This is a genomic window from Vibrio tasmaniensis, assembly GCF_024347635.1.
Classification (GTDB): domain Bacteria; phylum Pseudomonadota; class Gammaproteobacteria; order Enterobacterales; family Vibrionaceae; genus Vibrio; species Vibrio tasmaniensis.
The window spans coordinates 468829-485007 of sequence record NZ_AP025510.1 but is presented as its reverse complement, the minus strand read 5'-3'; the positions used below and the strand labels follow the sequence as shown (position 1 = coordinate 485007).

Annotated in this window: 13 protein-coding genes; 5 read left to right on the top strand and 8 right to left on the bottom strand. The window is 42.6% G+C overall.

The window, feature by feature from the left end:
- Positions 1-94 precede the first annotated feature (94 nt).
- From OCV44_RS02360 to tkt, 8 genes are all read right to left on the bottom strand, one after another.
- Complete coding sequence (locus OCV44_RS02360) at positions 95-1258, bottom strand: phosphoglycerate kinase (protein ID WP_009847672.1); 1164 nt, start codon at positions 1256-1258, stop codon at positions 95-97.
- A gap of 166 nt (positions 1259-1424) precedes the next feature.
- Positions 1425-2474: an erythrose-4-phosphate dehydrogenase gene (gene epd, locus OCV44_RS02355; protein WP_029222970.1), complete on the bottom strand. Its 1050-nt coding sequence runs from the start codon at positions 2472-2474 to the stop codon at positions 1425-1427.
- 206 nt (positions 2475-2680) lie between these two features.
- Complete coding sequence (locus tag OCV44_RS02350; protein ID WP_029222971.1) at positions 2681-4204, bottom strand: PTS transporter subunit EIIC; 1524 nt, start codon at positions 4202-4204, stop codon at positions 2681-2683.
- A gap of 168 nt (positions 4205-4372) precedes the next feature.
- Complete coding sequence (locus OCV44_RS02345; RefSeq protein ID WP_139685061.1) at positions 4373-5275, bottom strand: PIG-L family deacetylase; 903 nt, start codon at positions 5273-5275, stop codon at positions 4373-4375.
- A gap of 161 nt (positions 5276-5436) precedes the next feature.
- Positions 5437-6678, bottom strand: coding sequence for an ABC transporter substrate-binding protein (locus OCV44_RS02340; RefSeq protein WP_139685062.1), 1242 nt, complete (start codon positions 6676-6678; stop codon positions 5437-5439).
- Positions 6675-8042, bottom strand: coding sequence for an ATP-binding protein (locus OCV44_RS02335; protein ID WP_246091766.1), 1368 nt, complete (start codon positions 8040-8042; stop codon positions 6675-6677). The genes OCV44_RS02340 and OCV44_RS02335 overlap by 4 nt, the downstream gene beginning before the upstream one ends.
- Before the next feature lie 62 nt (positions 8043-8104).
- Complete coding sequence (locus tag OCV44_RS02330) at positions 8105-8809, bottom strand: response regulator (protein ID WP_139685063.1); 705 nt, start codon at positions 8807-8809, stop codon at positions 8105-8107.
- Between the two features lie 324 nt (positions 8810-9133).
- Positions 9134-11128: a transketolase gene (tkt, locus tag OCV44_RS02325; protein ID WP_139685064.1), complete on the bottom strand. Its 1995-nt coding sequence runs from the start codon at positions 11126-11128 to the stop codon at positions 9134-9136.
- A 376-nt stretch (positions 11129-11504) separates the two neighbouring features.
- Between tkt and metK the strand changes: the two genes are divergently transcribed.
- The 5 genes from metK (at position 11505) to OCV44_RS02300 (ending at position 16169) form a co-directional block, all read left to right on the top strand.
- Positions 11505-12656 (top strand): methionine adenosyltransferase, encoded by a 1152-nt coding sequence (metK, locus tag OCV44_RS02320; RefSeq protein ID WP_009847676.1) that lies wholly within the window; start codon positions 11505-11507, stop codon positions 12654-12656.
- A gap of 335 nt (positions 12657-12991) precedes the next feature.
- Positions 12992-13750, top strand: coding sequence for an ABC transporter ATP-binding protein (locus tag OCV44_RS02315; RefSeq protein WP_139686165.1), 759 nt, complete (start codon positions 12992-12994; stop codon positions 13748-13750).
- Positions 13747-14703 (top strand): ABC transporter substrate-binding protein, encoded by a 957-nt coding sequence (locus tag OCV44_RS02310; protein ID WP_139686166.1) that lies wholly within the window; start codon positions 13747-13749, stop codon positions 14701-14703. Before OCV44_RS02315 ends, OCV44_RS02310 begins: the two co-directional genes overlap by 4 nt.
- On the top strand, positions 14690-15715 hold the full coding sequence (locus OCV44_RS02305) for a FecCD family ABC transporter permease (protein ID WP_246091853.1): 1026 nt from the start codon (positions 14690-14692) through the stop codon (positions 15713-15715). The genes OCV44_RS02310 and OCV44_RS02305 overlap by 14 nt, the downstream gene beginning before the upstream one ends.
- A complete protein-coding gene (locus tag OCV44_RS02300; RefSeq protein WP_170213766.1) occupies positions 15705-16169 on the top strand; it encodes a phosphoglycerate mutase family protein in 465 nt (154 codons plus the stop codon). The genes OCV44_RS02305 and OCV44_RS02300 overlap by 11 nt, the downstream gene beginning before the upstream one ends.
- The last annotated feature ends 10 nt before the right edge of the window (positions 16170-16179 follow it).

The following is a 16179-nucleotide window of genomic DNA, read 5'->3' as shown; positions in this document are numbered from 1 at the left end:
ATCGTTTGCTCACAACTTGTGCCATTCTAGCAAAAAAGTGTGATATGCAGCAAACGTTAAAAGGCGAGATTTGCATCTCGCCTTTCTAAATCAATTACGCTTTAGCACGCTCTTCAAGCATTGCTACTGCAGGAAGTACTTTACCTTCAACAAACTCAAGGAAAGCACCGCCGCCAGTAGAGATGTAAGAAACATCTGCTTTGATACCGAACTTGTCGATAGCTGCTAGTGTGTCACCACCGCCTGCTACTGAGAAACCTTCAGAGTCAGCGATTGCTTTAGAAATACCAGCTGTACCCGCTTCGAAGTTCTTGAATTCGAATACACCTACAGGGCCGTTCCAAAGAATCGTTTTCGCGTTGCCGATGATTTCAGCTAGAGCTGCAGTTGAATCTGGGCCAAGGTCGAAGATCATGTCGTCGTCTTGAACTTCAGAAACGTGCTTGATTTCAGCTTCTGCGTTTTCGTCAAATGCTTTAGCACATGCAACGTCAGTTGCTACTGGGATAGCACACTCTTTCATTAGCTTCTGAGCCGTTTCAACTAGGTCAGCTTCGTATAGAGACTTACCTACGTTGTGGCCTTCAGCAGCGATGAACGTGTTCGCGATACCACCACCAACAACAAGTTGGTCAGCGATTTTAGAAAGAGATTCTAGAACTGTTAGTTTAGTAGAAACTTTAGAACCACCAACGATAGCCACTAGTGGGCGAGCTGGGTTGTCCATTGCTTTACCAAGCGCTTCAAGCTCAGCAGCTAGAAGAGGACCAGCACATGCTACAGGAGCGTAAGTACCAACGCCGTGTGTAGAAGCTTGAGCACGGTGAGCTGTACCGAATGCATCCATTACGAAGATGTCACATAGTGCAGCGTATTGCTTAGAAAGAGCTTCTTCGTTCTTCTTCTCGCCTTTGTTAAAGCGAACGTTTTCAAGAACAGTTAGTTCACCAGCATTTAGCTCAAGACCATTTACGTAATCTTTCGCTAGTTTAACGTCACAGTCTAGTGCGTCGTTTAGGTAGTTAACTACAGGAGCTAGAGAGAACTCTTCGTTGTACTCGCCTTCAGTAGGACGACCAAGGTGAGAAGTAACCATAACTTTTGCGCCAGCTTCTAGGCAAAGTTTGATAGTTGGTAGAGATGCAAGGATACGTGCATCTGAAGTTACTTTACCGTCTTTTACTGGTACGTTTAGGTCAGCACGGATGAATACGCGTTTACCTGCAAGTTCCAGGTCAGTCATCTTGATCACAGACATGATTTGTCCTCTCAAATTTAAATAAAAATAAAGTTTTGGAAACTCAGCAACCCTGCTAAGCCTATAAATTATTCAACTGGTAATGCTTTAACTGCTAATAATATGTGGACACTTAGTATTTATTTCAAGGTAAAAAATAAATAATCCGCACATTTGCTTCTAGGTCTTACTTCTTGCCTTCAGAAGCTTGCATTGCAAGAACCGTATCCAGCATTCGGTTCGCAAAGCCCCATTCATTGTCACACCACACCAGCATTTTCACTAAGGTGCCATTGCTCACTCGAGTTTGTGAACCATCAACGATTGCGCTATGGGGATCGTGATTAAAGTCGATGGAAACGAGCGGCGCTTCAGTATAGTCAACTATATTGTGTAATGTACACTGGGAAGCATTAACAATGGTTTGATTTACGTCATTAACTTTCACATTTGTATTAATTGTGACACTTAAATCCATCGCGGTTACGTTTACCGTCGGCACACGCACAGATATAGCTTCGAACTTGTTAGAAAATTTCGGGAAGATTCTTTCTATACCTTTATGTAACTTGGTATCGACAGGAATGATAGATTGGCTTGCCGCTCGAGTTCGACGAAGGTCGCTATGGTACGCATCGATAACTTGTTGATCATTCATTGAAGAGTGAATGGTCGTAATGGTACCTGACTCAATACCAAAGGCATCATCAAGCACTTTAATGATAGGGACAATACAGTTAGTGGTGCATGAACCGTTGGAAACGATTCGGTGGTCAGCTTCGATAGTATCGTGATTTACACCATAAATAATGGTGTTATCAAGGTCGTTAGCACCAGGGTGTGAAAACAGTACCTTTTTAGCTCCAGCAGCGATGTGCGCTAGGCCGTCATCTCGGCAACCGTAAACACCAGTACAATCGAGAACAATATCGACTTCAAGATCACGCCAAGGCAACAGCTCAATATCAGCCAGATGTAAGATACGAATCGTATCAAACTCGCCTTTATCTTCAGCACCAATGCCATGATGCACATAGATGTGCTCTTGATCGTTAGATATTTTCTTGCCGAAGCGGCCGTGACTGGTGTCGTACTGCAATAGGTGAGCCATAGCGTCAGGCTGAGCAAGCTCATTGACCGCTACTACTTTGATTTGTTGGCTTTTGCCACTTTCATAGACAGCGCGTAATACATTACGCCCTATTCGTCCAAATCCATTTATCGCGACTTTTAGCATAGTTCCGTACATCTAACCAAAATTTCGTGCAACAGATGATAACTGAATCCTACTCAAAGCGCATTAGTTGAATACTAAAGCTGTCATAAGTTCAAAACTTTAAATATAAATAGACGCCACCAACCATAACGTTGATAGCGTTACTATTTATGTATAAGAGACAACAAGCTTGTTGTCATCAGCTTTATCAGAAGTAGCCCGTACTTTTAACTTGGGTTAGTTGATAGTGCACTTGGTGACTCACCAGTTCTTTCACTCATAAGATCAGCCACAAATTGAGCTCTTGAGCCCAAAATAATTTGCAGGCCACTTGAACCTACTTTTATGACCCCCATAGCACCTAGGTCTTTGATTCCTTGTTCATTAACAAGAGCCTGATCTTTAATCTGTAAACGCAATCTCGTAATACATGCTCCTATCGAAGTAATGTTAGCGGCACCACCAATCAAGATTGTGATTTCACTAGCTAAATCTTCATTGTCCAAAGTGATCGCCTTACTTTGAGTATCCTCACGTCCTACTGTTTTCAAATTGAACTTTCGAATAGCAAAACGGAAAACCGTGTAATAAATAGCGGCCATGGTTAGCCCCCAAAGAATCACATTGATCCAGTTAGTTTTGAACCCATCCATAGCGGGAAGAACACCAAAAGACACGAAATCAATAATGCCGGCTGAGAAGGTTTTACCAATATGAACATCCAACGCATAAGTCACCGCGTAAGACACCCCCGCCATGATTGCAGAAAACACATAAAGCAAAGGTGCGACAAAGATAAAAGCAAATTCAACGGGTTCTGTTATACCTGTAACAAAAGAGGTAAGAGCAGCAGAGCCTAAAATACCTGCTGCAATTTTTTTATTTTTATCATTCGCTTCATGATACATAGCTAAACATGCAGCAGGGAAAGCAAACATATAGATAGCAAAATTACCCGATAGGAATTTGCCTGCTTCTTGGTATTCACTGGTTGAGAACGTTTTTACTCCATCTTCAAGCATTTTAAACCAAATTGTATGATCGCCATTTACAATAGTACCCGCGGCAGTTGTGTACTCACCGAAAGAGAACCAATAAGGGCTATAAAAAATATGATGGAGACCAACTGGAATTAAAGCGCGCTCCATAAATCCGTAGATGAAAGTTGAGACGTACATGTTTCCGCCATTCGCCATATGCGATAGCGCATCAATACCTGATTGAATATATGACCAAATATGGGGTAAAACTAAACCAATTAGGAATGCAGAAAACGCAGTCACAATCGGCACAAAGCGTTTACCGGCAAAGAAACCAAGGAAATCAGGCAGCTTAGTATCATAAAAACGTTGATACATAACGGCTGCGAGGATACCTGCAATGAGTCCGCCAAAGACACCCGTTTGCAATGAAGGAATACCCATCACCATTGCATAACGACCACCTCCCATCGCCATCTCAGGTGTAATACCGAGCGCCACCCCCATTGTCGCATTCATCACGACCATAGCGACAATCGCGGCTAAAGCGGCAATCCCTGACTCCTTAGTCAAACCAACCGCGGCTCCTACCGCAAACAGTAAGGCTAAGTTATCAAATATAACGCCACCAGCACGCATCATTAGGGGAATGTCGAGCTTAGCACCGAAGGCAAGTAATAACCCCGCAGCGGGTAATATAGATATGGGCAACATCAATGCTTTACCAATTAAGGAAAGCTTAGATAAGCCGCTTTTAAAACTATCTAGCATAATAAAGTCCTTTAATATCGTTAGAATACCAACGAACTTTATCAAGCTAATTGAATCTCAAGGTTACAAATAGCAAGTGGTTTGTAACTCGATTTTTACAAACTAAATATCAACAGCAAAAAGGCACCTTTAGGTGCCCTTGTTTTGTAATCATTATTAGTTAATTAGCTAATTAGCTAAACGACAGTAATCTGAACCATCACAATCAATATGTGACCTTATGCTACCGTAACTCTTTGGATCCCAAACATATAACACCTCTCGTACATTCGACGTCAGTGGGTCAATATACCCTTGGTCATATTGAGTTACGTAGTATTTTTTAAACTTATTAAGTTTAATCGTCTCAGTAGTTCCTGGCTCTAGCGGAATATCATAAAATTCTTCACTTATTGAATTGAGAGGTAATCTATCTCTTAATGCTTCAACTTCAATGTCAGATTCTTGTGGGTTTGCATCTGTATAAGGTTGGTCTTGACCAAACATTATTTTGCATTTAGCTTCATTACCTAACTTATAAGCTGCTGTAATAACCGCTTCTTTTGTCATGAAATGATCAATATGAGTTCCATTAGCTATAGGGACTAATAGCGTACAGTTGTCAGATTTTAAAATTGTAGTGAAATTATCAACCATACTATTAAAAGTCTTTATTTCTGATTGTCTAAAATTCTTAAACGTTCCTCCAGGACCTCCCCCTGCGGTTTGATCACCTACGTACTTTCGCAATGGAGCATCATAGTACCCATAGCTACGAAATTTAAATTCATCCCAACTAGTAAAAAGATCGGTTAATGCATCATAGTCTTCACTATAACGATTTTTTGTAATCGTCAAAACTCGTTCATTTGTTAATACGTCATGATGGTTTGTTGAATAGTTAGAAGCACCAAACATCACATCGACAATTATCTCATCATTTTCATTAGCCAAATTCAAACTAGATATATATCCAGAGAAAACCAATAATGCATCATCATGATGTGGACTAACAATCCTATATTCTTCTGCCATAGTCGGTACAGAAAAAATCAAAGAGGTCAAAGTAGCTATTAGGGGAAGTGATTTCATAATCTAATTTTCCATTGTTTTATATTTAAACCTCCATAAATATTACCCTCTCTACAGAACCCTAGGTTTCATTTTGTAATTCATTTGTAAGTGAAAATTTAGAAACAATAGAAAAATCAATATCTAAATAATCCCCCCCACGAGAAGTTTATAGGCCTTAACTATCGAAACATTTCATTATTAATAGCATTAAGGTGACCGATAAGTGTTTTAGACGTTATCGATGAATCAATAAAATAACGATAGAGTTCATTCGACACTGCATTCTGAATGACGGGATTAACAGCCATTGAATCGGTCAAGCTTGGCATTGCCGAACCATCCCGACTCGCTCGTATATAGTCATCATAAGATTTCTGTTGGCACCGCGATAAGTCATCAATTGGAATATTAGCTTGTGCTGGTATTGAGCCCTTTTTTTCACTGAACTCTAAAAGAAACTTAGGGGCAGATAGCGCGGCCATAATTGAGGTTATATTCTGTTCTTCATTTGAGCGAGTGGAAAAAAAGGCTAGGCTATCTACATTGTAGATAAACCCATTTTCCGTGGAAGGAAATGGGCTGCATTGAATGTAATCAGGAATGCTAGAGCCTGAGCTTAGCATTTCTCCTAGAGCCCAATCTCCTGTAAATTGAAATGCGTATTCCCCCTTGAGCAGTGCTTTCGTTCCTTGATCCCAACTTATTTTTGATAAGTCATTTCCAACAATATTAGCAAGAGCTCGAAAGCGATCTAGTGCTTCTAGTGTTTTGGGGCTGTTCAAAGCTTCGGGGTCTAAATCAACAAAAGCCTGGCGATAATAGTGAGCACCACCCACTCCGAATGCAATGTTTTCAAAAATTTGAACAACTTGCCAAGGGTCTTCCCCCAAAGCAAGTGGTGTAATACCTTTGTTTTTTAGTACATTCAATGCTAGCAATAATGAATCCCAGTCATTAGGGGGGGGCAGCTGGTGTTCAGCTAATACCTCTGTGTTTATCCACATCCAGTTTAGTCTATGAATATTAAGAGGAATGGCAACGTAGTTCCCATTGTATTTGTGAATGGCTTGAATATCAGGGTACAGCGATTGATCCCAGTTATTCAATTTAGCGACTTCATTCATGTCCATTAAGAACCCTAGTGCCGCCCAAGACTGAATAGCAGGACCTTCCATCTGCGCTATATCTGGTGAATAGCCAGCAATCGCTCTCGCTTGAAGGATAGATTTAGCAGGCCCACCTCCTCCTCCTGCAATTGGATCACTTTTTAATGTAAAAGGCAGCAGACGAAACCTGTCTTCGATCACCGACAATGCTGAGTCTTCACCTTCTGCCGTCCACCAATGCAACATCTCTATAGAGGGGGTAGATAATGCTGGCTGTGTAACAAAAAGAGCAACCAAGAATACCCACATTTTCATAAGCTGCTTACCAAAATAATGTCGACTTCTAGCCCTCCTTCTGGTGCATTCGATAATTTAATATCCCCTCCATGGCTTCTTGCGATACTGCGGGAAATCGCCAAACCTAAACCGGATCCATCCACGCTGGAATCGCTACCTCTAAAATAAGGCTCAAATACTTTTTCTAGTATGCTTTCGTCAATCCCTGCACCTGAATCGCGCAGTACAATATGAATAGAATCAGAGTTAACAAACATGCTGATATTCACGACATCCCCATATTTAATGCCATTATCTACCAAATTAAAGAGACAACGCTTAATTGCTAATGGTTTACCGTAGAATTTAACATCTGGCATATCGACAAGATTTACACATAAGTTGTTTTTGTTATGGATAGCCGCACATTGCTCAAAAATATCATTCATGTCTATCCACTCAAACTCTTCATGAATATCATTATCTCGCATGCACTGTAACGCTCCGTTTAACATCATCTCGACTTCATTCAACAGCTTTTCAAATTTAAGCCTTGTCGTATTGTCGCTGAGCATTTCTGTACGAAGTTTTAAGCAGGCTAGAGGTGTTTTTATGTCATGTGAAATGGCATTAAAGAACATATTCCGGTCGCGTAAGTTCGCTTTAATACGACGATTCATTTTGTTGAAAGCATGGATCGCAGCTCTGGTTTCTGAACTTCCTTCTTCTTTGATTTCTTCAATCTGCATTTCCGACCCCATAAGCGTTGCGGAACGAGCAAGAGATCGAAAAGGACGAATTTCTTTTTGTAGCACGACGTAAGAGACCCCCATTAGCATAAAAGTGACTATTAAAAGAAAGGTGATCTGGCGACTATCTATAAATTTATCGGTCAAGCTATCGAAAGACAGAGGAATAACGGTCGCTAAATAGAGCCACTCATTATTTTCTAGTTGAACTTGAATAACCGCTATTGGGAGATCGAGCTTACCTAACACTAAGCTGTAATCTTTCCACAATGCAGGCAGCTCATCCAGCTTGATACCTGAGTTGAATAATAGAAGATCGTCTCGCTTGGTCAAAGTGACATGTACTGAGTGTGACGTTTTAAGTTGTTGTTCTAAAAGATCTGATGCTTGCACCTGCATTTGAGGCACTAAAGAGTGATGATTAAGCGAAGGAACAGGAAGCTTATGATTATTCATAGAAATAAAGAATCGTGTTCCTCCAATATTTCGTAATTGATCGAGAACCAAATGACGATAATTGACGGGAAGTCCTGAAAAGTAATTTATAGTGTCCGAAGCTGCAGAGGCTATCGCAAACATAGCGTGGCTCGCCGATTCTCGTTTAGATACGGAGGTCGTGGAAAACCAAGCAGCACCTGCGAGAACTTCAGCCATGACAATAACCAAGAACGTAGACAACGTAATACGTACGACCATTGACTGAAAGAAGTTTTTTTTCAACATTGAAGTCCATGAGAGTCGATCACAAGCATGTAGCCACGATGCCTTACCGTCATAATCGTATTTCGGTCATCGTCCCTCAATTGCCTTCTCAACCGGCTAATTTGTACATCAATCCCTCTCTCTAGTGGCTCTGCATCCCTCCCCCAGAGTGCTTGTGCAATGTCATTACGACTTAATAATTGATTGGGAGAGTCAAGCATAAGGGTAAGCAAGTTATAATCGGCGCTAGAAAGAGAGACTGCCTCACCATCTTCATGTTTCAATTGTCGTTTTAGAGTATCGAACGTCCAATCCATAAATTTTAACTTACGTTCATTTGTGCTGTGACTGAATGTTGAACGCCTGAGTAGAGCTTTGATTCTTGCTAATAGTTCACGAGGGTTAAACGACTTGGTTATGTAATCATCAGCGCCAATTTCTAACCCCGCAATACGATCTGCATCATCAGTTACTGCGGTTAGCATAATGATAGGGACTTGAGATCGTAAGCGTAATTTTTGGCACAAAGTTAAACCATCATCTCCTGGTAGCATGATGTCTAAAATAATGAGATCTGGGGTGACAGTTTCTAGCTGTTTCCACATCGCGTTACCTTCAAGAGCAGTAATCACAGTGAAGCTTGAGCGTTCTAGATATTCGCTTAAAGCATCGAGAATTTCCTGATTATCATCCACAATCAAAACAATCTTATTAGCCATGACCCAACCTATGCCACTAAATGATTATCAACACATTTACTCACTTTATAATTAGTTTCAAGAGGGTTAGTAACAAAATGCGTCAAAAACCCTAAATGTAAGTTGTAAGTTACAAATAGGTTGCCCTTATCATCCGATAATTTAGGCCTTCACCTTTATGTATACTTCCTTACATTTCAATAAAAACAAAAAGTTAGAATACAGAATTAAGTGAAATAGGCACGACACACCAATTTGAGTAATCATTACGTTTCTTCAATTTGAACGCATAAAAAAACCGAGCCTGTGGGCTCGGTTTTCTATTTTTAACTAAAAAGGTAACGATTAAGCTAGAAGCTCTTTTGCAGTGTTTACTACATTTTCAGTAGTAAAACCGAACATTTTGAATAGCTCGCCTGCTGGTGCAGATTCGCCGAACGTTGTCATACCGATGATCTTGCCACCGAAACCAACGTACTTGTACCAGAAATCAGCGATGCCAGCTTCTACAGCAATACGTGCTGTAACGTCAGATGGAAGTACAGACTCACGGTACTCAGCGTCTTGCTTATCGAACGCGTCAGTTGCAGGCATAGAGACTACGCGTACTGCTTTACCTTCAGCTGTTAGTTCAGCAGCAGCGCTAACCGCTAGCTCAACTTCAGAACCCGTTGCAATGATGATTAGCTCTGGCTTGCCTTCACAATCTTTCAGGATGTAACCACCCTTAGCGATGTTAGCCACTTGCTCAGCGTCACGATCTTGTTGTGCAAGGTTTTGACGAGAGAAGATAAGTGCAGAAGGACCATCTTTACGCTCAATTGCCAGTTTCCAAGCAACTGCAGACTCAACTTGGTCACATGGACGCCATGTGCTCATGTTTGGAGTCAGACGTAGAGAAGCGATCTGCTCAACCGGTTGGTGAGTAGGACCATCTTCGCCTAGGCCGATAGAATCGTGAGTGTAAACTTGGATGTTCTGAACTTTCATCAGAGCCGCCATACGCATTGCGTTACGCGCGTATTCCATGAACATCAGGAATGTTGCGCCGTATGGTACGAAACCACCATGCAGAGCGATACCGTTCATGATAGCCGTCATACCGAATTCACGTACACCGTAGTGGATGTAGTTACCAGAAAAATCTGTTGCTTCAAGAGACTTAGAACCAGACCACATAGTTAGGTTAGAAGGCGCAAGGTCAGCAGAGCCGCCCATGAATTCAGGTAGCATAGCACCGAATGCTTCTAGAGCATTTTGAGATGCTTTACGTGACGCGATGTTTGCTGGGTTAGCTTGAAGATCAGCGATGATTGCCGATGCTTTTTCTTCCCACTCAGCTGGAAGCTCGCCGTTTGTACGACGTTTGAATTCTGCTGCTAGCTCTGGGTGAGCTGCTGCGTATGCGTCAAACTTAGCATTCCACGCTGCTTCTTTCGCTGCGCCTGCTTCTTTCGCGTTCCACTCAGCTGCGATATCCGCAGGGATTTCGAAAGGACCGTGTTCCCAACCAAGTGCCGCTTTAGTTGCTGTAATTTCATCAGCGCCTAGTGGAGCACCGTGACAGTCATGCGTACCCGCTTTGTTTGGAGAGCCAAAGCCGATGATAGTTTTAGTACAGATAAGCGTTGGACGAGGATCCGCTTTAGCCGCTTCAATCGCTGCATTGATAGCGTCAGAGTCATGACCATCTACTGCAGGGATTACGTGCCAGCCGTATGCTTCAAAACGCTTAGGTGTATCGTCAGAGAACCAACCTTCAACTTCACCATCGATAGAGATGCCGTTGTCATCCCAGAAAGCGACTAGCTTACCAAGACCTAGCGTACCCGCTAGAGAACATGCTTCGTGAGAGATACCTTCCATCAGACAACCATCACCCATGAACGCATAAGTGAAGTGATCGACGATATCGTGGCCTTCTTTGTTGAACTGTGCAGCCAATGCTTTCTCAGCCATTGCCATACCAACAGCGTTGGTGATGCCTTGGCCCAGAGGACCCGTTGTTGTCTCGATACCAGGTGCGTAACCGTACTCTGGGTGACCTGGAGTCTTAGAGTGCAGTTGACGGAAGTTTTTTAGATCTTCAATTGAAAGCTCGTAACCTGCTAAATGAAGCAGAGAGTAAATCAGCATAGAACCATGGCCGTTAGACAGGATAAAACGGTCACGGTCAGCCCACTCTGGGTTTGCTGGGTTGTGGTTCAAGTGGCCACGCCAAAGAACTTCAGCGATGTCAGCCATACCCATAGGTGCGCCAGGGTGGCCTGAATTTGCTTGTTGAACACCGTCCATGCTAAGTGCGCGGATTGCATTGGCTAGATCTTTACGAGAAGGCATGTCTGCTCCTGGATACATAAGCGATTTAAAAAAGAGATGGATGCTAAAGTTTTCATTTTTATTAGCGCGGGTATTCTCTCAAACGACTATAGCGACTGCAAACGTTTTACTGGCACTTTAACGGTCATTTTCCGCAATTTTCGATCATTTACATCACTTAACATGGCTTTCCACAACCAACACGCAAACGTTTGGTTATGACATATCATAAAAAAGAGCTTGTAATTCGACCGTTGGAATTTAAAATAGCCGTCTAGATGTAGAAACACCTACAAAATATACTGTATTTAATGGCGGCGCTTCCTTGATTGCGACGGCATAAATTATTTGCATTTAACTATTTGCAACTAAAAACTAAACTAAAAGTGGAGCTCTCATGGCTAAGCACCTATTCACTTCTGAATCTGTATCAGAAGGCCATCCAGATAAAATTGCAGACCAAATCTCAGATGCTGTTCTTGATGCCATCATTGAACAAGATCCAAAAGCACGTGTTGCTTGTGAGACTTACGTAAAAACCGGCATGGTTATGGTTGGTGGTGAAGTAACTACGTCAGCATGGGTTGATATCGAAGAAATCACTCGTGAAACAGTACGTGAAATTGGTTACGTTCATTCTGATATGGGCTTTGACGCTGACTCTTGTGCTGTACTAAATACCATTGGTAAGCAGTCTCCAGACATCAACCAAGGTGTTGATAAAGCGGATCCTAAAGATCAAGGTGCGGGCGACCAAGGCATCATGTTTGGTTACGCAACGAACGAAACGCCAATCCTAATGCCAGCTCCAATTACTTACTCTCACCTGCTTGTTAAGAAGCAAGCTGAAGTACGTAAGAGCGGCAAGCTTGACTTCCTTCGCCCAGATGCGAAATCTCAAGTAACGTTCCAATACGACCAAGGTAAGATCGTTGGTATCGACGCTGTTGTTCTTTCAACTCAACACTGTGATTCAGTAACAACACCTGACCTACGTGAAGCGGTAATGGAAGAGATCATCAAGCCAGTACTTCCTGCTGAGTGGATCAACAAAGACACTAACTTCTTCATCAACCCAACAGGCCGTTTCGTAATCGGTGGCCCAATGGGTGACTGTGGTCTAACAGGTCGTAAGATCATCGTTGATACCTACGGCGGCGCAGCTCGTCACGGTGGCGGTGCATTCTCTGGTAAAGATCCATCAAAAGTTGACCGTTCTGCAGCTTACGCAGCGCGTTACGTTGCGAAAAACATCGTTGCTGCTGGCATGGCTGACCGTTGTGAGATTCAACTGTCTTACGCTATTGGTGTTGCAGATCCAACCTCTATCATGGTTGAAACGTTCGGTACTGAGAAAGTAGCTCACGAAATCATTATTGAAGCGGTTCGTCAAAACTTCGACCTACGTCCATACGGTCTTCAAGAGATGCTGAACCTACTTCAGCCTATCTACAAGCAGACTGCTGCATACGGCCACTTCGGTCGCGAAGAGTTCCCTTGGGAAGCTACTGATAAAGCAGCAATCCTAGCGGACTTCGCAGGCCTGTAAGCATTACGCAACACGCCTAGCTGCAACGTAATTTTAAAAGCCTCTGCTCTCAGAGGCTTTTTGCTTTCTATTCTTCTATTCTTCTATTCTTCTATTCTTCTATTCTTCTATTCTTCTATTCTTCTATTCTTCTATTCTTCTATTCTTCTATTCTTCTATTCTTCTATTCTTCTATTCTTTCACTAATCAATCCTAACCCTTTCAAGTAATACAAGCGTTAACTAATAGTTTATTTTAATAATTGTGGGGATTTTACGTGCTGAGATCAATGTTACGCAAACGTTTAAATTTTAATGTAATAGCACTTGTTAAAAACAAACCATTCTCAGTAACTCATGCTTCTTTGCCACAAACTTTCAGTTCAACAACAAAACACTCGACGACTGCACCCACTCGATCTGAAAATTAATCAAGGTGAGCGCTGGGTAGTCATTGGACGCAATGGTTCCGGAAAAACCACGTTATTAAAAGCACTGGTTAATTTGCTTCCCTTCAAAGGCGAAGTCGTCATAAACCAATTGCCGCTACGTAAGTTAACTTGCCAGCAAAGAGCAAAACAAATCAGTTACCTTCCACAACACAGTCAAGTGGATGGTCGTTTAGCACTCAGAGAGTACATTCAACTAACCGCTTCCAATCAAGCCACTTCTAGCTTTTCACTTGACCAAATAAGTAAAGCACTAAAGATCGATACTTTCCTCGAACGAAGAATGGGACAGCTCTCAGGCGGCCAGAAGCAGCGAGCGCATATTGCACGATCTTTATGTCAGAACGCCGAGTTTCTGGTGTTGGATGAGCCTCTAAACCACTTAGACCCATGCGCTCAAGGGGAAGTCTTATCGCTATTGAAAGAACTGGGTAAAACACTGATTTGCTCACTGCATGATATTTCCCTTGCTGCCAAATTCGCGACGCACATTGTGATTTTGGAACACGGTGAACTGGTCGCGAAAGGAAAAGTAGAAGAGCTACTGACCCACAAACAGCTTCAGCCGATTTTTGAAGTAGATTTAATCAGCACAACCAATAAGCGCACACAGAAAACAAGCAAGTTTTTCGACATTGAACTCGACCAAGGACAGGACCTTTCATGAATAAATTATCAGCATCAGCTTTAACTTTTACTTTCTTACTTTCCATGTCCGCACAAGCTCAAATCACGGTAGAAAACTGCGACTCGACACTTACGTTAGATACGTCGCCTAAAACCTTAATCACTCACGATATCAATATGTCTGAGATGGCATTTTCTCTCGGGCTTGAAGAGAATATGATCGGAGTGACCGGTATTAGCGGGTACTACAAAACGACTCCTGAATTTAATCGCCTTCAGGGCAGCATTCCAGAGCTCGCACCGAAATATCCTTCTTTGGAGGTGTTAGTCAATGCAAACCCTGATGTTTTCTTCGCAGGATGGAATTATGGTATGCGTCTGGGCGGCTCAGTCACGCCAGATTCACTGAAAGAGTTTGGCATTAACACTTTAATTCTTAATGAGAGTTGCAGCCACATCCGTAAAGATAAGCAACCAGCTAGCATGGAACAGATGTTCGATGACGTGACGCGCCTTGCGACTTTATTTGGTCATCAAGACAGAGCTCAAACACTGATCTCCACGTGGAAAGAGCAATTAGTACAGATTCAACAGCAAACCAAGAATCAAACTCCGCTTAAAGTCTTTTTGTATGATTCAGGGGAAGATAAACCATTCACTGCTGGGAAATACGCGACAGTGAGCGCCATGATAGAAGCAGCGGGTGGCGCCAATATAATGAAAGATCTGGATATCAGCTGGGGAACCACATCATGGGAGTCAGTTGCGATGCATAACCCTGATGTCATTATTCTTCTCGATTATCAAAATGGGACAGGCGCTAAAGGCATGCAAGCCTTTTTGGAACAGCACCCAGCGATGAAGCTGACCACAGCGGTAAAGACCATCCAATACCTTCCTCTGCGTTATGAGGAAATTACTCCCGGGCCAGCAAACATAGCTGCAATTGAAAAATTGGCACAGCGCATCCAAGAAATCCATGACAAGTCTTAGTACTAACCTGAACCGAACCGCACTGAACACCTGCGTATTCAGTTCTGTTTTTGCCCTCTTAGCGATGTTTTCTCTGAGTTTAGGCAGCGTTCATCTATCTTTTACACAAGTCGCTACGATTTTTTCAGCGGCGATGAGTCAACAGATCGACTCTCCGATAGATCAAGTGGTACTGCATTTACGCTTGCCAAGAACAATCATCGCGATTATTTGCGGTGCTGGGTTAGGTATTGTTGGGGCGTTATTACAAACCGTCACAAAAAACGACCTTGCCGACCCTTTCATTTTTGGATTGTCATCCGGTGCTGCGACTGGAGCTGTGTTTGTGATTACAGTCATCGGCAGCGCTATCGGTATTTGGACACTTCCACTCGCCGCTTTCATCGGTGGAATAATCTCGGCTTCGGCTGTGCTATTTCTAGTCAGAAAAGTAAATGGGCAAGCGTCTTCTCAAATTGTTTTAGCTGGGCTGGCTATCTCATTTTTATTTACAGCCTTAACCAATTTCTTGGTCTTCCACGGTGATCAACGAGCTGCCCATTCGATTCTATTTTGGTCGCTAGGAGGCCTAGGAAATGCGCGCTGGGACAATGTTTTAATTGTGCTTGCAGGACTTCTCGCCTTGATAGCCCTAAGTATATTTAAACATCGTCAATTAGATTGTTTACTTGCGGGAGACGACGTAGCACAAACGATGGGCGTCGACACAAAACGTCTGCAAACCGGTGTTTTTATTGTTTGCGCTTTTGCAACCGCATGTTTTGTTTCTATCATCGGTGTCGTCGGATTTATTGGCTTGATGGTTCCTCATATCGCGAAGAAAATCATCGGCCCATTGCACAAAAAGTTACTCATCACTTCAGGGCTGATTGGGGCTTTGCTTATGTTATTAAGTGATATTTTGGCGAGAACCTTAGTTGCTCCTCAAGAACTGCCTCTTGGTGTTGTCACCACCGCGTTTGGCGCACTATTCATTGTTTCCATTTTGATGGAGAAAAGTAATGAAAGCTGAACGCTTCACCATCATTGCGATTCGTCATGGCGAAACCGAATGGAACCGAATTGGCAAAATGCAGAATCAATTGGATAGCCCTCTGACAATGGAAGGCAAACGACAGATGCATAACGTCGGCCGTTATCTTGCGACTCAAAAGTCATTGACCCTCAATGCTATTTACACCAGTCAATTAGGCCGTGCTATTTCGAGCGCGAAAACGATCGCACGCTACCTGAAAGTGCCCGTCATTTCTCAAATGGAGCTCAGTGAGTTCGATTCAGAACAGCAACGAAGAACAATGGCGATTCAGTGGATCCAACGAATTTCTCGTCACCACAACAATCAGAACCCTATCTTGCTGCTCGGACATGGCGACTGGATAAAAACATTAGCCAGTTTAGGGACACCAAAGCAAATCATAGAAACACCTAATAACGGAGAAATCCTCAGAATAGATATCGAAATATAACGTCAACATC